The sequence below is a fragment of the Microscilla marina ATCC 23134 genome (genome assembly GCF_000169175.1).
GTDB lineage: Bacteria > Bacteroidota > Bacteroidia > Cytophagales > Microscillaceae > Microscilla > Microscilla marina.
Map to the genome: position 1 here is coordinate 1 of NZ_AAWS01000007.1, position 23,741 is coordinate 23,741.

At 37.8% G+C, this 23,741-nt stretch carries 35 protein-coding genes; all 35 read left to right on the forward strand.

Annotated elements, in window-relative coordinates; all coding sequences use genetic code 11:
• Positions 1 to 214, forward strand: a 214-nt coding sequence (locus M23134_RS42045) for a hypothetical protein (RefSeq protein ID WP_232296784.1), incomplete at its 5' end; no start/stop codon positions are given.
• Positions 215 to 843: 629 nt separating this feature from the next.
• Positions 844 to 1,470 carry a 50S ribosomal protein L3 gene (gene rplC, locus M23134_RS07360; protein ID WP_002695039.1) on the forward strand — a complete coding sequence of 209 codons (627 nt, stop codon included), beginning with the start codon at positions 844 to 846 and terminating at the stop codon, positions 1,468 to 1,470.
• 5 nt (positions 1,471 to 1,475) lie between these two features.
• The gene (gene rplD / locus M23134_RS07365) at positions 1,476 to 2,102 is read left to right on the forward strand and encodes a 50S ribosomal protein L4 (RefSeq protein WP_002695040.1); all 627 of its coding nucleotides are present in this window, start codon (positions 1,476 to 1,478) and stop codon (positions 2,100 to 2,102) included.
• Positions 2,103 to 2,106: 4 nt separating this feature from the next.
• Entirely contained in the window at positions 2,107 to 2,421 is a 315-nt protein-coding gene (gene rplW / locus M23134_RS07370; RefSeq protein WP_232296785.1) for a 50S ribosomal protein L23, read from the forward strand.
• Between the two features lie 12 nt (positions 2,422 to 2,433).
• Positions 2,434 to 3,294 carry a 50S ribosomal protein L2 gene (rplB, locus tag M23134_RS07375; protein WP_002695042.1) on the forward strand — a complete coding sequence of 287 codons (861 nt, stop codon included), beginning with the start codon at positions 2,434 to 2,436 and terminating at the stop codon, positions 3,292 to 3,294.
• Positions 3,294 to 3,572 (forward strand): 30S ribosomal protein S19, encoded by a 279-nt coding sequence (gene rpsS, locus M23134_RS07380; RefSeq protein WP_002695048.1) that lies wholly within the window; start codon positions 3,294 to 3,296, stop codon positions 3,570 to 3,572. The genes rplB and rpsS overlap by 1 nt, the downstream gene beginning before the upstream one ends.
• Positions 3,573 to 3,578: 6 nt before the next feature.
• Complete coding sequence (gene rplV, locus M23134_RS07385; RefSeq protein WP_002695049.1) at positions 3,579 to 4,100, forward strand: 50S ribosomal protein L22; 522 nt, start codon at positions 3,579 to 3,581, stop codon at positions 4,098 to 4,100.
• 2 nt (positions 4,101 to 4,102) lie between these two features.
• Positions 4,103 to 4,819, forward strand: a complete 717-nt coding sequence (rpsC, locus tag M23134_RS07390; RefSeq protein ID WP_002695050.1) for a 30S ribosomal protein S3 — start codon at positions 4,103 to 4,105, stop codon at positions 4,817 to 4,819.
• 81 nt (positions 4,820 to 4,900) lie between these two features.
• Positions 4,901 to 5,320, forward strand: coding sequence for a 50S ribosomal protein L16 (rplP, locus tag M23134_RS07395; RefSeq protein ID WP_002695051.1), 420 nt, complete (start codon positions 4,901 to 4,903; stop codon positions 5,318 to 5,320).
• 4 nt (positions 5,321 to 5,324) lie between these two features.
• Complete coding sequence (rpmC, locus tag M23134_RS07400; protein ID WP_002695052.1) at positions 5,325 to 5,531, forward strand: 50S ribosomal protein L29; 207 nt, start codon at positions 5,325 to 5,327, stop codon at positions 5,529 to 5,531.
• Between the two features lie 6 nt (positions 5,532 to 5,537).
• Positions 5,538 to 5,798, forward strand: coding sequence for a 30S ribosomal protein S17 (gene rpsQ / locus M23134_RS07405; RefSeq protein ID WP_002695054.1), 261 nt, complete (start codon positions 5,538 to 5,540; stop codon positions 5,796 to 5,798).
• Between the two features lie 72 nt (positions 5,799 to 5,870).
• Positions 5,871 to 6,239, forward strand: coding sequence for a 50S ribosomal protein L14 (gene rplN / locus M23134_RS07410; RefSeq protein ID WP_002695055.1), 369 nt, complete (start codon positions 5,871 to 5,873; stop codon positions 6,237 to 6,239).
• Positions 6,240 to 6,262: 23 nt separating this feature from the next.
• Positions 6,263 to 6,607 (forward strand): 50S ribosomal protein L24, encoded by a 345-nt coding sequence (rplX, locus tag M23134_RS07415; RefSeq protein WP_002695056.1) that lies wholly within the window; start codon positions 6,263 to 6,265, stop codon positions 6,605 to 6,607.
• 5 nt (positions 6,608 to 6,612) lie between these two features.
• A complete protein-coding gene (gene rplE, locus M23134_RS07420) occupies positions 6,613 to 7,170 on the forward strand; it encodes a 50S ribosomal protein L5 (protein WP_002695058.1) in 558 nt (185 codons plus the stop codon).
• Positions 7,171 to 7,179: 9 nt separating this feature from the next.
• Positions 7,180 to 7,485, forward strand: coding sequence for a 30S ribosomal protein S14 (gene rpsN / locus M23134_RS07425; RefSeq protein WP_002695060.1), 306 nt, complete (start codon positions 7,180 to 7,182; stop codon positions 7,483 to 7,485).
• 80 nt (positions 7,486 to 7,565) lie between these two features.
• The gene (gene rpsH, locus M23134_RS07430; protein ID WP_045113188.1) at positions 7,566 to 7,967 is read left to right on the forward strand and encodes a 30S ribosomal protein S8; all 402 of its coding nucleotides are present in this window, start codon (positions 7,566 to 7,568) and stop codon (positions 7,965 to 7,967) included.
• Positions 7,968 to 7,979: 12 nt separating this feature from the next.
• Positions 7,980 to 8,549 carry a 50S ribosomal protein L6 gene (rplF, locus tag M23134_RS07435; protein ID WP_002695062.1) on the forward strand — a complete coding sequence of 190 codons (570 nt, stop codon included), beginning with the start codon at positions 7,980 to 7,982 and terminating at the stop codon, positions 8,547 to 8,549.
• A 10-nt stretch (positions 8,550 to 8,559) separates the two neighbouring features.
• Positions 8,560 to 8,907, forward strand: coding sequence for a 50S ribosomal protein L18 (gene rplR, locus M23134_RS07440; RefSeq protein ID WP_002695064.1), 348 nt, complete (start codon positions 8,560 to 8,562; stop codon positions 8,905 to 8,907).
• An 11-nt stretch (positions 8,908 to 8,918) separates the two neighbouring features.
• Positions 8,919 to 9,434 (forward strand): 30S ribosomal protein S5, encoded by a 516-nt coding sequence (rpsE, locus tag M23134_RS07445; protein WP_002695066.1) that lies wholly within the window; start codon positions 8,919 to 8,921, stop codon positions 9,432 to 9,434.
• A gap of 4 nt (positions 9,435 to 9,438) precedes the next feature.
• Entirely contained in the window at positions 9,439 to 9,621 is a 183-nt protein-coding gene (rpmD, locus tag M23134_RS07450) for a 50S ribosomal protein L30 (protein WP_002695068.1), read from the forward strand.
• Positions 9,622 to 9,687: 66 nt separating this feature from the next.
• Entirely contained in the window at positions 9,688 to 10,134 is a 447-nt protein-coding gene (gene rplO, locus M23134_RS07455) for a 50S ribosomal protein L15 (RefSeq protein ID WP_002695069.1), read from the forward strand.
• 3 nt (positions 10,135 to 10,137) lie between these two features.
• Complete coding sequence (secY, locus tag M23134_RS07460) at positions 10,138 to 11,445, forward strand: preprotein translocase subunit SecY (RefSeq protein ID WP_002695071.1); 1,308 nt, start codon at positions 10,138 to 10,140, stop codon at positions 11,443 to 11,445.
• Positions 11,445 to 12,218: a type I methionyl aminopeptidase gene (map, locus tag M23134_RS07465; protein ID WP_002695073.1), complete on the forward strand. Its 774-nt coding sequence runs from the start codon at positions 11,445 to 11,447 to the stop codon at positions 12,216 to 12,218. The genes secY and map overlap by 1 nt, the downstream gene beginning before the upstream one ends.
• 3 nt (positions 12,219 to 12,221) lie before the next feature.
• Positions 12,222 to 12,440: a translation initiation factor IF-1 gene (gene infA / locus M23134_RS07470; RefSeq protein WP_002695075.1), complete on the forward strand. Its 219-nt coding sequence runs from the start codon at positions 12,222 to 12,224 to the stop codon at positions 12,438 to 12,440.
• Between the two features lie 6 nt (positions 12,441 to 12,446).
• A complete protein-coding gene (ykgO, locus tag M23134_RS39705) occupies positions 12,447 to 12,563 on the forward strand; it encodes a type B 50S ribosomal protein L36 (RefSeq protein WP_002695078.1) in 117 nt (38 codons plus the stop codon).
• Complete coding sequence (gene rpsM, locus M23134_RS07475; RefSeq protein ID WP_002695079.1) at positions 12,563 to 12,940, forward strand: 30S ribosomal protein S13; 378 nt, start codon at positions 12,563 to 12,565, stop codon at positions 12,938 to 12,940. The genes ykgO and rpsM overlap by 1 nt, the downstream gene beginning before the upstream one ends.
• Before the next feature lie 50 nt (positions 12,941 to 12,990).
• Complete coding sequence (gene rpsK, locus M23134_RS07480; RefSeq protein WP_002695081.1) at positions 12,991 to 13,383, forward strand: 30S ribosomal protein S11; 393 nt, start codon at positions 12,991 to 12,993, stop codon at positions 13,381 to 13,383.
• Positions 13,384 to 13,418: 35 nt separating this feature from the next.
• Positions 13,419 to 14,021 carry a 30S ribosomal protein S4 gene (gene rpsD / locus M23134_RS07485; protein WP_002695083.1) on the forward strand — a complete coding sequence of 201 codons (603 nt, stop codon included), beginning with the start codon at positions 13,419 to 13,421 and terminating at the stop codon, positions 14,019 to 14,021.
• Between the two features lie 71 nt (positions 14,022 to 14,092).
• Positions 14,093 to 15,082 carry a DNA-directed RNA polymerase subunit alpha gene (locus M23134_RS07490; RefSeq protein WP_002695085.1) on the forward strand — a complete coding sequence of 330 codons (990 nt, stop codon included), beginning with the start codon at positions 14,093 to 14,095 and terminating at the stop codon, positions 15,080 to 15,082.
• 6 nt (positions 15,083 to 15,088) lie between these two features.
• Positions 15,089 to 15,610: a 50S ribosomal protein L17 gene (gene rplQ, locus M23134_RS07495; RefSeq protein ID WP_002695087.1), complete on the forward strand. Its 522-nt coding sequence runs from the start codon at positions 15,089 to 15,091 to the stop codon at positions 15,608 to 15,610.
• Between the two features lie 96 nt (positions 15,611 to 15,706).
• Entirely contained in the window at positions 15,707 to 16,714 is a 1,008-nt protein-coding gene (locus M23134_RS07500; RefSeq protein WP_002695089.1) for a hypothetical protein, read from the forward strand.
• A 104-nt stretch (positions 16,715 to 16,818) separates the two neighbouring features.
• Positions 16,819 to 17,613, forward strand: coding sequence for a thymidylate synthase (locus M23134_RS07505; RefSeq protein WP_002695091.1), 795 nt, complete (start codon positions 16,819 to 16,821; stop codon positions 17,611 to 17,613).
• A gap of 353 nt (positions 17,614 to 17,966) precedes the next feature.
• A complete protein-coding gene (locus M23134_RS07510) occupies positions 17,967 to 18,875 on the forward strand; it encodes a hypothetical protein (RefSeq protein WP_002695093.1) in 909 nt (302 codons plus the stop codon).
• A gap of 417 nt (positions 18,876 to 19,292) precedes the next feature.
• Positions 19,293 to 22,334 carry an ATP-binding cassette domain-containing protein gene (locus M23134_RS07515; RefSeq protein WP_045113189.1) on the forward strand — a complete coding sequence of 1,014 codons (3,042 nt, stop codon included), beginning with the start codon at positions 19,293 to 19,295 and terminating at the stop codon, positions 22,332 to 22,334.
• Between the two features lie 71 nt (positions 22,335 to 22,405).
• Positions 22,406 to 23,623, forward strand: coding sequence for a metallophosphoesterase family protein (locus M23134_RS07520; RefSeq protein WP_002695097.1), 1,218 nt, complete (start codon positions 22,406 to 22,408; stop codon positions 23,621 to 23,623).
• Positions 23,624 to 23,741 lie beyond the last annotated feature (118 nt).

Genomic DNA, 23,741 nt, shown 5'->3' on the forward strand with positions numbered 1-23,741 from the left:
AAACATGCTTGAATCTGCATCTCGTTATGACATCACTGATTTTGTAAGTGATGAGACCAGGCTCTTAAGTGTAGCTGGTGATGGTATGGATTGGGTAATGAAAAATGGGAGCCACTTTGCGCCAAACGCTTGGGGCTTACCCGTAAAATTGCTTTTGTACTATCTCCGGGTTTCGACGAAAGATTACAGAAGCAAAACCTTATACAACAAGTAGGTTCATTGACTAATGAATTTATTTTTCAGCAATTTACAGATATGTATCAGGCTAAAGGATGGTTGTTTGCAGGAGAAGCAACACTTACAGTCTAGCAATAGGGTTCAAAAATATACATATTACGAAAATGGCTACTTGTCTTTGATTGAAGACAAGTAGCCATTTTTATGTTTTATCCTTCTTTATTGCTAAAAAATCATGTAACTTAGGTTACGCTAGACGTTGGAGTTCAGAGAATTAACTTTGCTCGCTTTTGGCGCCTTGCACTACGTTTGTTGTTTCTCTAAATTTTACCACCAGTTCAACACTTAGGTGACTAATCATTTTGAGTTTCAAATCTTTTAAGTATCCTATTTTGGTAGCGGGTTACTCTACCTAAGCAAAGCAGACCTAGGCAAACCTGTTTTTGACCCTGATGATTACCCCAAAGTACTTGCAAATTTACCTGGCTAAATCCCGCAAAAACGCTTCAAAACCCTAAAAATCTTTCTTTTCAGACCTATGTTTATTTTTTGTGATCTATTTGCAATCTAATTATTAATTCCTAACTTTGCACTCCGTTTGAAAAATGTGATGGTAACTACTTATTATTCAAGTAAGTAGTTTTATTTTGAATAAAGATTGCTGAAATGTCAGGTCTAATCGGAAAAAAAATCGGAATGACTAGCATTTATAGTGCCGAGGGAACTGTTGCCAAACAGATTCCATGCACGTTAATACAAGCTGGTCCTTGCGTGGTTACGCAAGTAAAAACAACAAAGAATGATGGGTACGAAGCTATTCAAGTAGGCTTCGATGACAAGAAGGAGAAAAACACTCCCAAACCTTTACAGGGTCATTTCAATAAAGCAAATACAACTCCAAAACGCAAGTTGGTGGAGTTTCAGTTCAATAAAGATGTTGAGTTGGGACAGGAAATCACTGTAGGTGATGTATTTGAAGAAGGTGACTTTGTTGATGTCGTTGGAACATCAAAAGGTAAAGGTTTTCAAGGAGTTGTGAAGCGTCACGGGTTTCATGGTGTCGGAGGGGCAACCCACGGACAGCATAACCGACAACGCCATCCTGGTTCTATTGGTGCTGCATCTTATCCTGCAAGGGTATTCAAAGGTCTGAAAATGGCTGGACGTACTGGTAACAAGCGCGTAAAAATTCAAAACTTACGCATTGTTAAGATTTACCCAGAGCAGAATCTTATCTTAGTAAGCGGGTCAGTACCTGGCGCAAAAAATTCATACGTAATTATAGAAAAGTAATCTCGATGGAACTGGAAGTAATAAACAGGGAAGGCGAAAGTACTGGTAAAAAAGTTACTTTGGCAGATGCTATATATGCCATTGAGCCTAATGACCACGTAATTTATCTGGACGTAAAACAGCACTTAGCAAATCGTCGACAAGGTACACATAAAGCAAAGGAAAGAGCAGAAATTGTAGGTTCTACCAAAAAGCTTAAAAAGCAAAAGGGAACTGGTACTGCTCGTGCGGGTAGCATTAAATCGCCATTGTTCAGAGGTGGAGGACGTATCTTCGGACCTCGTCCGCGAGATTATCACTTTAAATTAAATCGTAAAGTGAAATCACTTGCTCGTAAGTCTGCTTTGACTTATAAAGCCAAGGAAAACAATATCACAGTTGTTGAGGATTTCAATCTTGAGGCTCCAAAAACGCAAGACTATCAAAAAGTTTTGAATAACATTTCTGAAAAGAATGAAAAAACTTTATTGATCTTGCCTGATCACAACAAGAACTTGTATTTGTCAAGTCGTAACCTGCCTAAGGCAAAAGTACTACCTTGTAGCCAAATAAATACTTTTGAGCTATTGAATGCAGACAAAGTGTTGATTTTTGAGAGTTCAGTAGAGCAAATTGAAAACTTATTCAATTAGGAAAATGAACGAGAAAATGATACTAAAGAAGCCTTTAATTACAGAGAAGACTTCTAAAATGATCGAAAAAAAAGGGCAGTATACTTTTATCGTAGATGCTCAGGCTAACAAGATTGAGATCAAGAAAGCCATAGAGAAGATGTACAATGTGACTGTAGAATCGGTAAACACCATCAATTATGCTGGTAAGCCGAAAACCAGATATACAAAATCTAAGGTAATTACAGGGCACACTCCTAATTATAGAAAAGCGATAGTTACTACCGCTCTGGGAGAGGATGGAGAGAGAGAGATGATTGATTTTTATGACAATATCTAATTTGAAGGTATAATGGCAGTAAAAAAACTAAGACCAATTACACCTGGACAGCGTTTTCGTTCAGCACCTTCTTTTGATGAGTTGAGCTTCGGTAAGATAACTATCAAAGAAAAAGAGGTTGATCGTAAAGGAAAACCTGAAAAATCTTTGTTGAAGTCTCGCAAAAAATCTGGCGGACGAAACAACAAAGGTCGTATGACTATGCGGTATATGGGTGGTGGTCATAAACAACGTTACCGCGTAATAGATTTTAAAAGAGAAAAGTTTGATATTCCCGCTACTGTTAAATCTGTAGAATACGATCCAGCAAGAACTGCTCGTATTGCACTACTTTATTATGCAGATGGTGAAAAACGTTATATTATAGCTCCTGAAGGTCTAAAAGTAGGGCAAACCATTATTTCGGGTGAAAATGTTGCTCCTGAAGTAGGAAACACTCTACCATTAGGTAATATTCCTTTAGGTTCTGTGGTTCATAACCTTGAGTTAAAGCCTGGTAATGGTGCTGTATTAGTACGTAGTGCTGGTACTTATGCTCAACTGGTAGCTCGTGAAGGTAAATATGTGACCTTAAAAATGCCTTCTGGCGAAATGAGAATGGTTTTACAGAGTTGTTTGGCAACTATTGGAACCGTTTCTAACGGCGATCATATGAATGTTCGTTTGGGTAAAGCTGGTCGTAAACGCTGGTTAGGTCGTCGCCCTCGTACTCGTGGGGTAGCAATGAACCCGGTAGATCACCCAATGGGTGGTGGTGAAGGTCGTTCTTCTGGTGGACACCCACGTTCTCGTAAGGGTTTGTATGCTAAGGGTAAAAAGACCAGAAAGAAAAACAAATATTCAGATCGTCTAATTGTTAAGAAGAGAAAATAATGGCACGTTCACTTAAAAAGGGACCATACATTCAGCATCACCTTCAAAAGAAGGTAGAAGCTATGAGCGAATCTAAGAAAAAATCGGTGATAAAAACCTGGTCTCGCAGATCTATGATTTCTCCCGATTTTGTTGGGCTTACCTTTGCTGTTCATAATGGGAACAAGTTTATCCCTGTATTTGTAACAGAAAACATGGTAGGTCACCGATTAGGTGAATTTGCACCTACTCGTAACTTTAGGGGACATATTGCCAAAAAAGATAAGAAAAAGCGATAAGGTATCATGGCTGAAAAAGAGACTTTAGAAGAAATACAAGAAGCTCCAAGAAAAGTAAAAAAGTCGGTTCGAATCGCGCAAAGAAAAGAGGAAATCAGAGAGCGTAAAGAACAAATGGCTGGAAAGCGTGGTGCAGTGAAAGCTTCTTTGAATAATGTACCTACTTCTCCTCGTAAAATGCGCTTAGTAGCAGACTTGGTTCGTGGGCAAAAAGTAGATCGTGCTTTGAACATTCTTAGGTTTGATTCAAAAGTAGGGTCAGAGTACATTGAGAAATTACTACTATCTGCAATTTCTAATTGGGCAAATGAAAACGAAGATCGCAAGATCGAAGATGCCAACTTATATATCAAAGAAATTTTTGTAGATGGTGGTCGTATGTTGAAGCGTTTACGTCCTGCTCCACAAGGTAGAGGACATCGTATCCGTAAACGTTCTAATCACATTACTATCGTGATTGATAGTTTGAATCCGGCAGATGCGGATAATACTACTTCGGACAACGATAACACTGAAAACGAAAACTAAGGATGGGACAAAAGGTTAATCCAAACGGTTTACGACTAGGCATCATCAAAGGATGGGAGTCAAACTGGTACGGAGGAAAAAACTACTCCAATAAATTATTAGAAGACGAAAAAATTCGCAAATATATTCACGCACGTATCCCCAAAGGTGGTATTTCACGAATTATAATTGAGCGTACACTAAAACGTATCACTCTTACTATTCATACTGCCCGTCCCGGAGTTGTTATTGGTCGTGGAGGAGCAGAAGTAGATAAGATCAAGGAAGAGCTTAAAAAACTTACAAGTAAAGATGTTCAAATCAATATCTTTGAAGTAAAGCGTCCTGAACTTGATGCTAAATTGGTAGGCGAATCAATAGCACAACAACTAGAAGCTCGTATTTCTTACCGACGTGCAATGAAACAAGCCATTGCGGCTGCTATGAGAGTAGGTGCACAGGGTATTAAAATTAAAGCTGCTGGTCGTTTAGGTGGAGCTGAAATGGCTCGCTCAGAACAATACAAAGAAGGGCGTATTCCTCTGCACACTTTAAGAGCTGAAATTGATTATGCAATCTCAGAAGCCAATACCGTTTATGGTAAAATTGGTATCAAAGTGTGGATATTCAAGAAAGAAGTATACGGTAAGCCTGATTTGTCTCCAAATCAAGGAGCAGACAACGAACGCTCAGGACAGCCACGTCGTCGCCGCGATCAACGCAGAAAAAAGCGTAACTAGAAAACGTAATTTTAAAAGATATTGGTGAGAAAGTTTAATACTGTGGTAATACCATTCTTTAAACTTTAAATTTTAAAAGCCATGTTACAACCAAAAAGAGTAAAGTTTAGAAAACAACAAAAGGGAAGAATTAAGGGGCTTGCAGGAAGAGGTCACACAATTGCTTTCGGAACTTTTGGTTTGAAATCTCTCGAAAGCGGTCGTATTACTTCTCGTCAGATTGAGGCGTGTCGTATCACTATATCCCGTACTCTTAAGAGAGAAGGTAAAATTTGGATTAGAATATTTCCTGATAAGCCTATTACGAAAAAACCTGCTGAGGTTCGTATGGGTAAAGGAAAGGGTGCTCCTGAATACTGGGTGGCTAAAGTTAAGCCTGGTACTATCATGTTTGAAATTGATGGTGTAAGTAAGGAGTTAGCTGCTCGAGCTTTAAAGCTTGCTGCTTATAAACTTCCAGTAAGTACCAAATTTGTTGTACGTAGAGATTACGTAGAGTAGAGTTATGAAAAACGATGAAATTAGGTCTTTAACGACTGAAGAACTAAAAGAGCGAACCAACGCTGAGCGTGATAAATTGCAGAAGCTAAAGTTTGCACATGCTATTTCTCCTATAGAGAACCCAATGAAAATTAGGGTAGCACGTAAAATTATAGCACGGTTAAACACCGAGTTGAGAGTACGTGAACTTGCGGAAAAATCAAAATCTTAACGTATTATGCAAGTAGAAAGAAACGCACGAAAAGAGAGAATAGGGAGAGTTGTAAGTAATAAGATGGACAAATCTATTACTGTACTTGTAGAAGGAAAAGTGAAACACCCTATCTATGGTAAGTTTGTGAACAAGTCTAAAAAGTTTGTTGCTCACGATGAAAAGGATGAGTGCAGCATTGGAGACACTGTTAAAATTATGGAATGCCGTCCGTTAAGTAAAAGAAAGCGTTGGCGTTTGATTGATATTATCGAACGTGCCAAATAACAGCTTTCTGTCCTAATAGGGGTGGAAGTCCAAATGGAATTATTTTAAAATTTGATTTAACGGATTTAAACCATGATACAACAAGAATCAAGACTCAGTGTAGCCGATAATAGCGGCGCAAAAGAAGTACTTTGTATTCGTGTATTAGGCGGAACTAAGAAGAGATACGCAAGTATAGGAGATAAGATAGTAGTAACTGTCAAGTCTGCAATTTCTTCTAGTAACCTAAAAAAAGGTACGGTTTCCAAAGCAGTAATTGTAAGAACTAAAAAAGAAATTCGTCGTAGCGACGGATCATATATTCGCTTTGAAGACAACGCCGCTGTATTGTTAAATAACAATGACGAACCTAGAGGTACCCGTATTTTTGGACCTGTTGCCCGTGAGTTACGGGAAAAACAATTTATGAAAATTGTTTCTTTGGCTCCTGAGGTACTATAAGGCTAAAAAAGTAAGAATAGACGATGGAACGTAAAAAGAATAAACAGCCTAAATTACACCTTAAAAAAGGCGACAAAGTGAGAGTAATCGCTGGAAACTCTCGTGGCAAAGAAGGGGATGTACTTGAGGTAATAATCGAAAAGAACAGAGTAGTTGTTGAAGGCGTGAATATGATTAAGAAACACCTTAAGCCTTCTGCTAACAACCCACAAGGTTCTATCCAGGAGATAGAAGGTTCTATTCACATCAGTAACCTAATGGTAATTGACCCGGCTTCTGGAGAACCCAGACGTTCAGGCAAGAAACGTGATGAGAACGGTAAACTTCAAAGGTATTTCAAGGAACATACGTCGCATAAGAAAGCATAAGAATAATGGCTGGAACACCAAGAATCAAAGAAAAATACTTGAATGAAGTTGTCAAAGGTTTAAAAGACAAATTTCAGTACAAGTCAGTGATGCAAGTGCCTAAAGTTACTAAAGTAGTAATTAACAAAGGTATAGGTGCCGCAGTTGCCGATAAAAAATTAGTAGATGTAGGAATAGATGAACTTACATTAATTGCTGGTCAAAAAGCAGTACCTACTTACGCTAAGAAATCTGTCGCAAACTTTAAACTCCGTGAAGGAATGCCTATCGGTGCAAAAGTTACCTTGCGAGGAGACAGAATGTATGAATTTATTGACAGATTATTTACAGTAGCACTTCCACGTGTTCGTGACTTTAAAGGTGTAAATGAAAAAGGCTTTGATAGTCGAGGTAATTACACCCTAGGAGTGAAAGAACAAATTATTTTTCCTGAGATTAGCATAGAAAAAGTTAATAAAATTACAGGAATGGATATTACCTTCGTAACAACTGCTTCAACTGATGAAGAAGGTTATGAACTGTTGAAGCTACTCGGTATGCCATTTGCAAATTTGAAAAAATAAATATTACCCATGGCTAGAGAATCCATAAAAGCAAGAGAGCGTAAAAGAGAACGCATGGTTGCTAAATATGCCCAAAAAAGAGAAGATTTAAGACTTAAAATCAAAGAAGCTATCAAAGCTGGTGAAGATCCAACAGAGTATTATGTTGCTTTGGATAAGTTGCCTAAAAATGCTTCTCCAATACGTTTACACAACCGCTGTAAAGTAACAGGTAGACCTAAAGGGTATATGCGCAAATTCGGTATTTGTCGTAATGTATTCCGTGAAATGGCTTCTGAAGGGAAAATTCCAGGTATTACAAAGTCTAGTTGGTAATTTTCTTTTTTGTTTTTGTACGAAAAGTGTTAATTTTGCACCCCTGCCTTTGCAGGAGCAAATAAAAATTTTGAGTTTAGATGAATACGGATCCAATTGCCGATTATTTGACGCGAGTTAGAAATGCCATAAAAGCAAGGCATAGAATCGTGGAAATACCTTCCTCTAATATAAAGAAGGAAATCACTAAGGTATTACACGAAAAAGGCTACATCCAACACTATAAATTTGATGCTGACAGTTCTGTTCAAGGTTCTATAAAAATTGCCTTGAAGTACAACCCTGTATCAAAAGAATCTGCAATCCTTAAATTGCAGCGTGTAAGTAAGCCTGGATTGAGAAAATATGTACCAGCCAACGAACTACCAAGAGTATTAAACGGGCTAGGTATAGCGATACTTTCTACTTCTAGAGGTGTAATCACTGATAAAGAAGCTAGAAATTTGAATGTAGGTGGAGAAGTTTTGTGTTACGTGTATTAACGAGTATATATAATGTCTCGAATTGGTAAAAAACCTATTGCTATTCCTCAAGGAGTAACAATAACCGTTGATAAAAACAATCTGGTAAAAGTAAAAGGCTCAAAAGGCGAACTTTTACAGCATATAGACCCAGATTTGAAAGTAAATGTAAATGAGGGAGAAATATTGGTTGAACGCCCCTCAGAACAAAAACGCCATAAAGCACTGCATGGGCTTTATAGAAGTCTTATAAATAACATGGTTTTTGGCGTTTCAGAAGGTTACAAAATTGAGTTAGAAATTGTTGGGGTTGGTTTTAAAGCCACTTGTACTAACAATGTTCTCGATTTGAACCTAGGATATTCTCACAATATTTATTTTGCACTACCGCCAGAAGTAAAAGGTACTGCAGAAACAAAAAAAGGATCTAATCCTATAATCACTCTTGAGAGTATTGACAAGCAATTAATTGGTCAGGTAGCTGCTAAGATTAAAGCTCTTCGCAAAGTTGAACCTTACAAAGGTAAAGGTGTTCGTCTTAAAGGTCAGGTACTTGGTGTTGATTTGAGAAAGAAAGCTGGTAAAACTGCTGCTAAGAAATAATAGTTGAGAGATGGCTACAAAAAAAGAACAGAGACGAATAAGAATTAAAAGAAGTATCAGAAAAAGAATTACTGGTACTCAAAGTCGCCCAAGACTGAGCGTATTTCGCTCAAACAAATGCATCTATGCTCAAATTATTGATGATGTAGACGGTAAAACCCTGACAAGTGCTTCATCTCTGGAATTAGAGGGAAGTAAAAATAATATAGAAAGTGCAGGCGCTGTTGGAAAATTATTGGCTGAAAAAGCCTCTACCAATGGAATTGCTTCTGTAATATTTGACCGTAATGGTTACTTATACCATGGCAGAGTAAAAGCCTTGGCTGAAGGTGCACGCGAAGGAGGTCTTAAATTTTAAGTATTTGAACCATGCAGCAAAGAAAAAAAGCAATCAAAGCAAGCGAAACGGATCTTAAAGAGAAGGTAGTAGCAATTAATCGTGTAGCGAAAGTTGTTAAAGGTGGTAGACGCTTCAGCTTTTCTGCGATCGTAGTAGTAGGTGATGGCAACGGAACAGTGGGGTATGGACTAGGGAAAGCCAACGAAGTAACTGATGCGATTACTAAAGGAGTAGAGGATGCCAAGAAAAACTTGGTAAAAGTTCCTATCCTTAAAAATACAATTCCTCACTCAATGGAAGGAAAATACAGTGGAGGTTTTGTATTATTGAAGCCTGCTTCTCCTGGTACAGGGGTTATAGCTGGTGGTGCTATGCGTGCTGTACTTGAAAGTGCAGGGATTAAGGATGTATTAGCAAAATCTAAAGGGTCTTCTAACCCTCACAACGTAGTGAAAGCTACTTTTGATGCATTGAAAAAAATGAAAGCTCCTCACGAAGTAGCTTATCAAAGAGGTATTTCGTTGGAGAAAGTTTTTAAAGGATAAAACAATGGCAAAGGTTAAAATAACGCAGGTAAGAAGCACTATTAATCGTCCTAAAAAACAGAAAGCTACTATCAAAGCCTTGGGGTTGGGAAGAATTAATAAGAGTGTTGAGAAAGAAAATACCCCGCAAATTGCAGGTATGATCCGTAAGGTTCAGCATTTAATAGCTGTTGAAGAACTAGGATAATAATCAATATCTTAGACTTGTATATTTTAGTGCTGGTAGCTGGTTTAACTTAATTTGATTATTACAATGAAATTGCATACATTAAAACCTGCAAAAGGTTCAGTAAAAAACAGAAAAAGAGTAGGTAGAGGACAAGGATCTGGAAGGGGTGGAACATCTACTCGTGGTCATAAAGGTGCTCAATCAAGATCTGGGTATAGTAGAAAAAGTGGTTTTGAAGGTGGACAAATGCCTTTGCAGCGTCGTCTACCTAAATTCGGCTTTAATAACATACACAGAGTATCTTATAAACCCATAAACTTAGACACCATCCAGGAATTGGTAGAGAAAACCAATACTACAGAAATAACTGTGGAATTGTTGAGAGAGAACGGTTTGGCTTCTAAGAACGATTTAATTAAAGTATTAGGGAGAGGAGAGCTGAAAGCTAAGGTGGAAATACAAGCAAATAAGTTTTCTAAATCTGCTATTGAAGCCATAGAAAAAGCTGGTGGCAAAGCAACAAAACTGTAAGTTATGAAAAAGTTCATCACTACAATTAAGAACATTTATGCAATCAAAGAACTGAGAAGTAGACTTATCAATACGTTTTGGCTATTGGTAGTATTTCGTTTGGGTTCTTTTATTGTCGTGCCTGGGGTTGATTCTGCAATTTTAGCAGCTAATGGACCTAAAGGAGGCGTATTTGGTATGCTTGATGTCTTTTTGGGAGGTGCTTTCAGCAAAGCCTCTATTTTTGCTTTAGGTATCATGCCATACATTTCAGCCTCTATTGTTATTCAATTAATGGAGGTGGCTGTTCCTTATTTTCAAAAATTGAAAAAAGAGGGTGAGTCAGGTTTTAAGAAAAAAACTCAAATTACACGTTACCTAACGATTGTAATTACAGCGGCTCAGGCAATAGGCTATATTCAAGCTACAATACCAAGTAATGCTATAATGGTTAGTCAGCTTTCTTTTACTATATCAACAGTAATTATTCTTACTGCTGGTACTGTGTTCACAATGTGGTTAGGAGAGAAAATTGATGACCGAGGTATTGGACAAGGTATTTCTTTATTAATTATGATTGGTATTATTTCTCGTTTGCCACAGTCTCTTGTAGAAGAAGTGGTAGCAAGATCTACTGGCAGTCAAGTATTGATATTAATCCTTGAAATGGTAGTTTTGTTCTTTGTAGTAATGAGCGTTGTAATGCTTACAGAAGCCACAAGGCGAATCCCTATTCAATATGCAAAACAAGTTGTTGGCAATCGTGTTTATGGTGGACAACGTCAGTATTTACCTTTAAAAGTAAATGCAGCTGGTGTAATGCCTATCATTTTTGCTCAAGCATTGATGTTTGTCCCTGCGCTCATTACGCCTTATGTTGGAGGAGCCAGTTCTGCATTCTCAGACATCACAACCTGGCAATATAACCTTGTTTTTGGGTTGTTGATTATCATCTTTACATATTTTTATACTGCAATATCTGTAAACCCAAAACAGATTGCAGATGATTTAAAGCGTAATGGTGGATTTATTGCTGGTGTTAAACCTGGTAGTGACACTTCTGAATACATTGACAAAATCATGTCTAAAATTACTTTACCTGGTTCAATTTGGTTAGCTATTGTCGCTATTTTGCCAGCAATTGCGGTGAAATTTGGGATTCAGAATAGTTTTGCCCAATTTTACGGAGGAACTTCTCTTTTGATTATGGTAGGAGTAGTATTAAATACCCTACAACAAATCAATGGATACTTGTTAATGAGAAGATATGATGGATACATGAAGTCAGGAGATGTAAAAGGGCGTTCTCAAAACATTGCAGTTGTTCAATAATGATAGTATATAAGACACAAGAAGAAATCGAGCTGATTCGACAAAGTGCTCAAATCTTGGGTAAAGCACACGCCGAAGTAGCAAAAATGATTCAACCTGGAGTCTCAACTATTGCTTTGGACAAGAGAGCTGAAGAATTTATTAGAGATAATAAAGGAAAGCCTTCATTTAAAGGATATAATAGTTTTCCGGCATCCTTATGTATTTCTGTGAATGATGCCGTAGTTCACGGTATTCCAGATAAGTATGAGCTGAAGGAAGGAGATATTATATCTATTGATTGTGGAGTTTTTCTTAATGGCTTTCATAGTGACAGTGCTTACACTTACCCAATAGGAGAAGTAAGCGCTGACATTAGAAAACTTCTAAAAGTAACAAAAGAGTCTTTGGATATTGGTATCCAGCACGCCTTGGCTGGCTCCAGAGTTGGAGATATTAGCTACTCTATTCAAAAACACGTAGAAAAAAACGGGTTTTCGGTTATCAGAGAGTTAGTAGGACATGGCGTAGGTCGTTCTTTGCATGAATCTCCAGAAGTTCCAAATTTTGGGAAAAGAGGGAGAGGAGCTAAATTAAAAGAAGGGCTGGTTATTGCTATTGAGCCAATGGTTAATCTAGGAAAACGAAATGTGGTTCAAAGTAATGATGGCTGGACAATAAAAACATCTGATCGTAGTCCATCAGCACACTATGAGCATACAGTAGCCATTAATAATGGTAAGTGTGATGTTTTGACAACATTTGAATATATAGAAGAAGTTTTCAAAATATAGATAATGGCAAAACAACCATCCATAGAACAAGACGGTGTAATAACAGAGGCCCTTTCTAACGCGATGTTTCGCGTAGAGTTGCAAAATGGTCACGAAGTTATTGCCCATATTTCTGGTAAAATGAGAATGAATTACATTAAGATTTTGCCAGGTGATAAAGTAAAACTGGAGATGTCTCCTTATGATTTAAGTAAGGGACGTATTGTATATCGATACAAATAAAGAGATATGAAAGTTAAAGCATCAGTAAAAAAACGTAGCGCTGATTGCAAAATTATCAGACGCAAAGGTAAAGTTTACGTGATTAATAAAAAGAATCCGAGGTTTAAACAACGACAAGGATAATGGCTAGATTAGCAGGAGTAGACATCCCTGACAAAAAAAGGGGAGAAGTAAGTTTGACTTATATTTACGGCATTGGTCTTAGCACAGCTCGCACTATTTTAGAGAGAGCTGGAATTGACCGCAATAAGAAAGTAATTGACTGGACAGATGAAGAGTCTAACGAGATTCGAAGTATCATCAGCTCTGAGTACAAAGTAGAAGGTGCTCTTAAGTCTGAAGTACAGTTGAGCATCAAGCGATTGATGGATATTGGATGTTACCGTGGCATTCGTCACCGTAAAGGGCTTCCATTGCGAGGACAAAAGACTAAGAATAACTCTCGTACTCGCAAAGGTAAACGTAAAACTGTTGCCAATAAGAAAAAAGCGACTAAATAATCAATAAGCTGAAGCTGTTAATTTAATAGTCGTTTATAGAGAAAAGAGTTATGAGTCAAAAAAGAAAAGACAAAGCTAAAAAGCGGGTTGTAAATGTAGAGGCGGTAGGACAAGTTCATATCAGAGCCTCTTTTAATAATATCATTATTTCAATTACCAACTCTACAGGACAAGTTATTTCTTGGGCATCTGCTGGTAAAATGGGATTTAGAGGTTCTAAAAAGAACACTCCTTATGCTGCGCAAGTAGCTGCCAAAAACTGTGCAGAAGTTGCACATGGCTTGGGTATGAGAAAGGCAGAGGTTTTTGTAAAGGGACCTGGTTCAGGACGTGAATCTGCTATTAGAACTATACAAAACATAGGTATTGAAATAACTGCGATTAAAGATGTTACTCCATTGCCTCATAATGGATGTAGACCTGCAAAACGCAGAAGAGTATAATGAGGGTTTGTATAATCACTGAGAAAGAGTAGAAAATGGCTAGATATAGAGGTCCAAAATCAAAAATTTCAAGAAAGTTTGGAGAGCCTATTATGGGTCCAAGCAAAGCCCTTCAAAAGAAGGCTTACCCTCCAGGACAACACGGAAAAGGTAGACGTAAGAAGCAGTCTGAATATGCAATTCAGCTTCAGGCGAAGCAAAAAGTAAAGTATATTTATGGTGTGCTTGAGCGTCAGTTTGCAAATTTATTTGATAAAGCTGCCGGTAAACAAGGAATCACAGGTGAAAACTTGTTGAAGTTCTTGGAGGCTCGTTTAGATAATACTGTGTATCGTTTAGGAATTGCTCCTACTCGTAGAGCTGCCAGACAATTAGTTATCCACAAACATATCACCGTAAACGGTGAAGTGGCTAACGTGCCTTCTTATTCATTAAAACCAGGTGATATTGTTGGAGTTCGTGAGAAATCCAAATCTTTAGAGGTTGTTACCGAAAGTTTGATGAGCAACAGCAAGCGATTTAACTGGCTTGAGTGGGATAGCACAATGATGGCTGGTAAGTTTTTGAGCTACCCTGAACGTGATCAAATTCCTGAGAAGGTTCAAGAGCAGTTGATTGTTGAACTTTACTCTAAGTAATATTTTGTGGCGATTTTTCGCCGTTCTATACCCTTGATTACATAACATTCATAAATTCAGGAGGACACAAAATGTCATTATTAACCTTTCAAATACCAGAAAAAGTTGTAATGGATAAAACTACCGATTTTCACGGTATGTTTGAATTTAAACCATTAGAGCCTGGTTTTGGTGTAACTGTCGGAAATGCGATACGACGAGTTTTGCTATCTTCGTTAGAAGGATATGCAATTACTTGTATCAGAATACCGGGGGTGCAGCATGAGTTTTCATCCATCAAAGGAGTAATGCAAGATGTTGCAGAGATTATTTTGAACCTGAAAAAAGTACGTTTCAAAAAGATTTCTGAGAACGTTGACAGCAAGATAGTGGTGGAGGTGAGTAATCAAGAGACGTTAACGGCTGGTGATATAGGAAAATTTACTTCCTCTTTCGAAATTTTAAACCCTGATTTGGTTATTTGTAACCTTGATGAATCAGTTGATTTAGAGGTAGAACTCTATATTGAAAAAGGAAGAGGATATGTATCTTCTGAAGATCAAAAGTTGCCAGATGCAGCCATTGGTCATATTCCTATAGATTCAATCTTTACTCCAATAAAGAACGTGCGTTACGCTGTTGAAAATACAAGGGTTGAGCAGAGAACTGACTACGAAAAATTGTTGTTAGATATTCAAACTGATGGGTCTATTCACCCAGAAGAAGCTTTGAAAGGAGCTGCGAATATTCTTATTCAGCACTTTATGTTATTCTCTGATCAAAATATTATACTTGAAACAGCTAAGAAGGAAGAAGTTCAAGAGGTTGATGAGCATTTCTTACATATGCGTAAGTTGCTTAAAACACCAATTAGTGACTTAGATCTTTCGGTAAGAGCGTATAATTGTTTGAAATCTGCGGATATTAGAACATTGGGTGATTTAGTGAAATTGGACATTGCCGATATGATGAAATTCCGAAACTTTGGTAAGAAATCTCTTACTGAGTTGGAACAATTAGTTGCTGAGAAGGGATTGTCGTTTGGCATGGACGTATCGAAGTATAAACTTGACGAAGAATAAAGAAAGATGAGACATAGAAAGGGATTCAATCATTTGGGAAGAACTGCCCCACACAGAAAGGCAATGCTTTCCAATATGGCGTCTTCTTTAATTTTGCATAAACGAATTAAAACTACAGTTGCCAAGGCAAAAGCATTACGTCAGTATGTAGAGCCTCTTTTAACAAAGGCTAAGAATGACAATATGCATTCTCGTCGTGTAGTATTTTCTTATTTGCAGGATAAAGAATCTGTAAAAGAATTGTTTGACGAAGTTGCTGATAAGATTTCTAATAGAAACGGTGGTTATACCCGCATTATTAAGTTGGGTAACCGTTTGGGTGATAACGCTGAGATGTGTTTGATAGAGTTAGTTGATTATAACGAAACCTATCAGCCTGAAGCAAAAGCCAAGAAACCAAAAACTCGTCGTAGCCGTCGTGGAGGTGGTAAGAAAGATACAGAAAGTACTCCAGACACAAATGCTAAAGTAGAAGATAAAGCTCCTGAGAATAAATCTGAGGATGCTAAAGGAGACGATAAGGAATAATAGCATTTATCTGGTTCATATAAAATTTATAGGATTAAACTGCGGTTTAATCCTTTTTTTGCTTTAGTGCTTGTATTAAAATTAGTTGAAACTGATATGTGGTTTGAAAAATTAACAGGTTTCAAAGAAGAGTCGCCTAATCAGGTAAGAGCAAACCTTCAAGTAAAGGGGGAGACTTTGACCTCTTTGGTAAATGGTAGAAGCTGGAACTTTGGTAGGTTGGAAGTACCACACTTAGAAAGTTTAAGAGAAACGGCTTTAGTCACTATAAAGAAGCTACCCTCACAAAACATCAAAGTGTCAGAGATAGTTGGTAATGTGCAGATTTTTCATAAACAGAAAGAAAATCAAGGGGCTTTGTTTCAGGCGGCTTCACAGTTTAACTTGCTTGAGATGGTAGGACCTGAGGTAGTCCCAGAAAGGGGCGTAGGGATTTATTCACTTGATCATACCCAAGGGCCTGCTTGTGCTATTGCTTGTGGGGCAGGTACTATTTATCGAAACTATTTCGCTGAAGTAAATGGGCAAACTGGTCAAACTAGAGAACATCAGGTTGATTGTTTGGAAAATGTAGGGGGTGCCTTACAAAATGAAGATGATAAACTCTGGACAATGCGGAATGGCTATGCCTTGGCTAACAAGCAAGGATTAAAAAATATAACAGAGCAGATAAAAGCCTTAGATGCGGCTGGTTATGAAACTTTGAAAGGAAAGCTAAAAATTGGGTTGCAGTGGGATACAGAAGTAACAATTGACGACAGTGCCCAAAGAGTAACGCAAGCGTACTGTTCGGCGTTACCTGTGGCGTACTCCTTGTTAGATGAGAGTTTGTGGGAGACTTTTGCCCGATTGGTGTTAGAAGCTACCTATGAAGCAACCTTGGCAGCAGGTGTGATCAATTTAGAGCAAACAGGGTGTAACAAGGTTTTTCTTACACTAGTGGGAGGTGGTGCTTTTGGTAATGACACGGTTTGGATAACTGATGCTATAAAGCAAGCCATTAGGAAGTTTGAAAATACAGGCTTAGATATTAGGATAGTAAGTTATGGTAGATCAAGTTCGCGAGTAAAACGATTGGTTAATGAAATAAGCCAAGGAGAGTAAAAATGTAGTTTTGAGCGATATATTTGACAGTTTTAGAGAGAGGACAATATATAAAGTTTTTGATTTGCTTGATGAAAGCAAGCTATATATAGAAAGAAAGAATCATGCAGCAATATACAGATTTGGTACAGCACGTATTGGAAAATGGTGTGCGTAAGGGTGACAGAACAGGGACAGGTACATTGAGTGTATTTGGTTATCAAATGCGTTTTAATCTGGCAGATGGTTTTCCTTTGGTGACTACCAAAAAAATACACTTACGATCGGTTATTCATGAGCTTTTGTGGTTCTTGAAAGGCGATACTAATATACGCTATTTGCAAGACAATGGAGTGACTATTTGGGATGAATGGGCTGATGATGATGGAAACTTAGGGTCGGTATATGGAGCTCAGTGGAGAAGCTGGCAAACTGCAACTGGTGAAACGGTTGACCAGATTACTAATTTGATCAATCAAATTAAGCGCAATCCCAATTCGCGCCGCCTGATGGTAAGTGCGTGGAACGTGGGCGAAATAGATAAAATGGCTTTGCCGCCTTGCCATACTATGTTTCAGTTTTATGTAGCTGAGGGTAAGTTATCGTGTCAGTTGTATCAACGAAGCGCAGATATAGGGCTAGGAATTCCGTTTAATATTGCATCTTATGCTTTATTATTAGAGATGGTTGCCCAGGTTACTGGCTTAAAGGCTGGCGAGTTTATCCATACTTTTGGTGATGCTCATATCTATGCTAACCACGAAAAGGCCCTGCGTGAACAAATTCAGCGTAAACCTTATGCTTTGCCACGACTTGAGTTAAACAGTGAGGTAAAAGACCTATTTAAATTTACCTATGAAGATATTAAGGTGGTAGATTATCAATATCATCCAATGATAAAATTACCAGTAGCTGTATAACATATAAGTAGGGTTTGACTACCTTAATGACAGGTTTTCAGTAAAATAATTGGTTAGTGACCTGTTCAAAGTAGGTGTCCGATATTGAGAAAAAAGCTTGAAGTCAGGCGAGGTGAAAAATTGACTAATAGCAATACTACTAGCCAATTTTTCAACAAAACATGACCATAAGATCTGCAGTCAAACCGGACAGTTATTGCGAACACGTCACTTAATAGTTGCCCTGACTGTATTTTTTATCCAGATGGGGTTACTATGCTAAAAAAATCTTATAAAGGTTTTATTTATCATTCGTGATTATTTTTTAAGTTTGTTACTGATAACATTATCTTAATTCTAAAATGGCTTAGACTATGAATTTGAAAAAACTACTTCAAACTAAATACATCCTGGTAGTACTAACTGTGTCGTTGTATGCTTGTGGTGGCTCTAAGGAGGGTAAAAATGACAATGCAGATACTGGGAAGGATACTGCCAAAAACATTGTAAATGATATTAAAGAACAGAATAAAAAGGTACTGACTAAAATTCCCGAGCCTTCTGAAATTCCATATATGATTAAACAAACGGGAGCAGAGTTTGACCCTAAACTGGCTAACTCTCCTGCTTCAAGTGATAAATACAAGACAACTAATAGTAAAGCTGCGTTGAACTTGGGTGTTTATGCTACTGATCTGGGGTATATGGTGATTTATGACAAAGTACAAAATGCCATTGATTATATGAATGCTACTCAAGGTTTGGCTGATAAATTGGGCATTGCCGGAGCGTTTTCACCTGCTACTGTCAAACGTTTTAAGGATAATCTTTCAAGTATTGATTCATTGACTAAGATTATCAATGAGTCGATGAAAAAATCGGATGATTACCTGAAAAGCGAAGAACGAAATGATATTGCAGCGTTGATTTTTACAGGAAGTTTTCTTGAAGGTTTGTTTGTGGCAACAGAGCTTGTGGCTAACTACCCTAAAGATGAATTGCCAGAAGAAGCTCGTATTCAGGTTTTAGTAGGCTTGGTAAGAGAAGTTATTAAACAAAAAGTGCCTTTGGGTGAATTGATCAAAGCTTTGAAATCCTTGAACGATAAGCCTGCCGATGTAAATAAATTGGTAACTGACTTGGAAGAGTTATATAAGATTTATGAAGATTTGAACATGGAAGAGAAGATCAGAAAAAATAAAGGGGACTTGATTTTGTCTGATAAATCATTGATTGGGATTACTAAAAAAGTAAATGCTATAAGGGCAGATATAGTAAACTAAATGAATTAGGTAAATGTTATTTTCCGCAAGGAAAACATAAGATAAATAACAAAAAAAGCACGGGTCTTGTGATCAGTGCTTTTTTTGTGGTGGGGTGGAGCCTATGAAGATTTTTAGATTTGCGAAAAATATACGTAGGTATAAAAATTATTCAAGCTTTTTGCTATTTTTACAGAGTAAGAATAATAAATGTTGAGAATTAAATGATCTTATAGAAATAAGATACGCCAGTGTAAACTAGTATTTTGCTGTTGGGTAAGACAAAAACATTGTCTGATTTAGGTACACCGCTTTTTTGAAGCGGGCAACAAATAAGTATATATAGTTTAACGAGCGTATGTTATTTGGTTAAGGTTGTTAAGCAGCTTTACTTATCTAAACTGATTAATTTAGGTAGGAATATAATTGTATTAAACTATGAGTGAACCTGTTCTGAAGTCTATTATCCAGTTAATGGCAATATCTGCAAGTGTTGATGGAGTTATATCGGCTTCGGAGAAAAGAGTAATTACAGATTTTATTCAAGAACAGTTAAGTGCTGAGGCGACTGATGCTTTTATTCAGTTGTTTAACGAGTATGCAGACATTGCATTGGCTGGGCATATCCAAACGATTAATATTTGTAAACGAATTAATGAAGAACTAAATCAGAAGCAAAAAATTATTGTGTTGTTTCACTTGTTGGAATTGGTGAATTCTGATGGAAACTTGCATAATGATGAAAGTAACTTTATAGATGAAGTTGCCCAGGCTTTTAATATAGATGAGCACGAGTACAGTATCATTAAGGCGTTTGTAATTGACGATGATGCGCTTAAGCTGGGTTTGCAAAATATACTGATTATTAGCAGTCAGAAGTTTGACAGTAAAATAAAGCATGTACACCGCCCTAATTTTAAATCATCGGTGGGTATTTTACGCATACCAAGCGTAGAAATGTACATGTTAAAGTATTTTGCGGGCGAAACAGATACTTACCTCAATGGCTTTTTGCTCAAAGATCGTCACATCTATACCTTCTCTAATGGCTCATCTATTCGTGCCGACCTGATTGATCCTATTTATTACAGTGATGTAGTCAGCAACTTTCTTCAAGAGCAAAATGTAGCACGTATTACCTTTGAAGCTTCGCATGTGTACTATACTTTTCGTGGAGGTAAAATAGGTTTACGTGATATTAACATGACTGAAGAGTCAGGAAAGTTAATAGGTATCATGGGAGCTAGTGGTTCGGGAAAGTCTACCCTAATCAATGTATTAAATGGCAATGCTGCACCGTTGGGGGGCAAGGTACTAATCAATGGAGTGGATATTCATGACGGTGAAGAAAAAAGTAAGATAAGGGGGGTAGTAGGTTATGTGCCCCAAGATGACTTGTTGATAGAAGAGCTTACGGTATACCAAAACTTATATTATGCAGCAAAACTTTGTTTTGGGCATTACCAAGAAGAAGAGATAAATGAGCTAGTGATAAAAACACTGGTGAGCTTGGGTTTACTGGAGGCTAAAAACCTAAAAGTAGGTAGCTCCATGGAAAAGATCATCAGTGGGGGGCAACGCAAGCGTTTGAATATAGGGTTGGAATTGCTCCGGGAACCTTCCATTTTATTTATAGATGAGCCCACCTCTGGGTTGTCATCTAATGACTCTGAAAATATTCTTGACTTACTGAAAGAACTTTCGCTAAAAGGTAAACTTATTTTTGTGGTAATTCACCAGCCCTCTTCCGACATTTTCAAAATGTTTGACAAGCTTATTATATTAGATGTAGGTGGGTATCAAATTTATTATGGTAATCCTATAGAAGCAGTCACCTATTTTAAAGACCTGGAAAACCTGATCAATAGCTCGCAGGGAGTGTGCCCCACCTGTGGTAATGTAAACCCTGAACAGATATTTAATATTATAGAAACTAAAATTGTAGATGAGTATGGACGTTATACTCCACAACGAAAAGTTTCACCAACCCAATGGCATAAGTATTTCAAAGAACGCATATCGCTACCCAAAGTAGAGACCATCAAAGAACCCCCAAAGAGTACGCTTCATCTACCTTCCCGTTTTCGTCAATTTATGATTTTTAGCTTTCGCGATATACTAGCCAAGCTAAGTAATGCTCAATATATGGCGATTGGCTTGTTAGAAGCTCCGTTACTGGCCGTAATACTGGCGTATATTGTACGGTTTTACAGGGTAGACCAAGAGACTGGGAATGGCTCGTATGTGTTTAGCGAAAACATGAATGTACCTGCGTATATTTTTATGAGTATTATTGTGGCGTTGTTTATTGGGCTGACCATTAGTGCTGAAGAAATATTTAAAGATGCCAAGATACTCAAACGAGAGCGGTTTTTACACCTAAGCCATAGCAGTTATTTGTTTTCTAAAATTTTTATACTTTTTGCTTTTTCGGCTTATCAAACAATGACATTTGTGTTGGTAGGAGCGCTCATTCTGGGAATCAAAGGTATGACCTTTACCTATTGGATGGTACTGTTTTCTATTGCTTGTAATGCCAATATGATGGGGTTAAACATCTCTCGTACTTTTAACTCAGTCATTACTATTTATATTCTAATTCCTTTGCTTATTATTCCACAGTTGATATTAGGGGGAATTGTAGTCAAGTTTGAGAATATTAACCCACGGTTGGCTTCTGAAAACAATGTGCCTTGGATCAGTGAGTTTATGGTATCGCGTTGGTCATTTGAGGCACTTGCAGTTAGCCAGTTTAAAGATAATCCACACGAGAGAGATTTTTACGAGTATGATCACCAAATGGCAACTGCCGATTATAAAAAGGTGTATTTTATTCCTACGCTTGAGTCTAAACTATCATATTGCCTTACCCATATCAAAGAAAATGATGACAAGGTAAGAAACAAAGTACAGAGAGACTTGAAAATACTGCGTAACGAAGTAGGCAAAGAACTGAAAAAAGTGCCAGATATTCAACTAAAAAAATACCCTGAATTGAGCTACGAAGGTTTTGATTTTGCCGTGGGCAAAGCTACCAAAGTGTATCTGAAAAAGCTAAGGTTGTATTATGTGCGCATGTATAACAGGGCAAGCAAAGCCAAAGATAAGCTCATTCGTGAACGGACTAAAACCAAAGAAGGCAAAGCGGCTTTCTTAAGTTCGTTGAATCGCTACCATAACAAACAAGTAGCAGACATGGTAAAAAACACCAGTAATCCATTGCGTATTTCTGAGTCAGACGGCAAGCTTATTCAGCATATTTACCCTGTGTTTCAGGACCCCGACAACGTAAGTAATTTGTTGGACTTTAGGGCACACTTTTTTGCGCCCCGCAAACACTTTATGGGTTTTTATATAGATACACTTTGGTTTAACCTTGGGGCAATATGGTTTGCCACCTTGCTGCTGTTTATTAGCCTGTATTTCAAACTGTTTAAGCGGGTACTTACTTTCTTAAGCTTTCGCAAAAGCTTCCGTTAATTTTTTTGAATCATAATACTGGATCAATAGCACAACAACCTGTCGGTATATAACTAAAAAATAAGTACTCAATGAAAATACTACATACAGCAGATTGGCATTTAGGAAAAAAGCTGGAAACGTATACCCGTTTGCCAGAGCAGGAAGAAGTGCTGAACGAAATTTGTCAAATAGCTGATCGTGAGGCCGTAGATGTAGTGATAGTAGCCGGTGACCTATATGATACCTTTAACCCCACCAATGATGCCATCACGCTATTTTATAAAACCCTCAAACGTATCTCAAAAAATGGCACTCGACCAGTAATCGCCATTGCGGGCAACCATGACTCGCCTGACCGCATAGAAGCCCCTGATCCTTTGGCAAAAGAATGTGGCATTGTGCTGCTGGGGTTTCCTCATTCTGAGGTAAGTCCATTCAAGCTAGATACCGGATTGGGAGTAACTAAGTCGGAACAGGGTTTTTTAGAAATGAAAGTGCCCGGGCATGATGCGCCATTACGTTTGATTGTAACACCCTATGCGAATGAATTGCGTCTAAAAGCATTTTTAGGCTTGACCGACAAAGAAGGAGAGCTGCGTAACTTGCTACAGCAAAGGTGGCAACAACTTGCTGATGCTCATTGCAACGCGCAAGGCATTAATATGCTGGTTGCTCACTTGTTTATGATGAAAAAAGGGGGAGAAGCACCCGTAGAAGATGAGTCGGAAAAATCTATTTTGCACATAGGAGGCGCCCAGCAAATATATACCGAACAAGTACCCTCGCAAATGCAATATGTAGCATTGGGACACTTGCATCGCTACCAAAATATAAGTGGTGCTCCCTGCCCGGTAGTATACAGCAGTAGCCCATTGGCGTATAGTTTTGCCGAAGCCAATCAAACCAAGTATGTAGCAATAATAGAGGCTGAGCCTGGTAAACCAGTAGAGGTAAATCGCATTGCCCTTGAAAAAGGGAAAAAACTACTGCGGGGCAGGTTTGATGAAATGGACAAGGCAGTAGAATGGCTCAAAGAAAATCAAAATGCTTTGGTAGAAATTACCATTGTAACCGACCATTACCTGACTGCTAAAGAACGTAAAACCCTCAATGAACACCATTCAGGCATTATTGCCATTATACCTGATGTAAAAAACAAAAACCCAAATTTATCAGACAAGGCGTCAAGTATTGATACCAGCAAGCACATCGATGATTTGTTTCGCGATTATTTCAAATCAAAAAACAACGACCAGGAACCCAACGATCGTTTGATGGATTTGTTTAGAGAGGTGAGAAGCAAGTAAAGTTTAAAATGATTGGGTGAAGCGAGCCTAAAATCATTTGCAAAAAGAGATTCTTCTGTTTAAAGTATAACAATGAAAAGTAAAAGCCCAAGACAATGGTATTGCCTTGGGCTTTGTT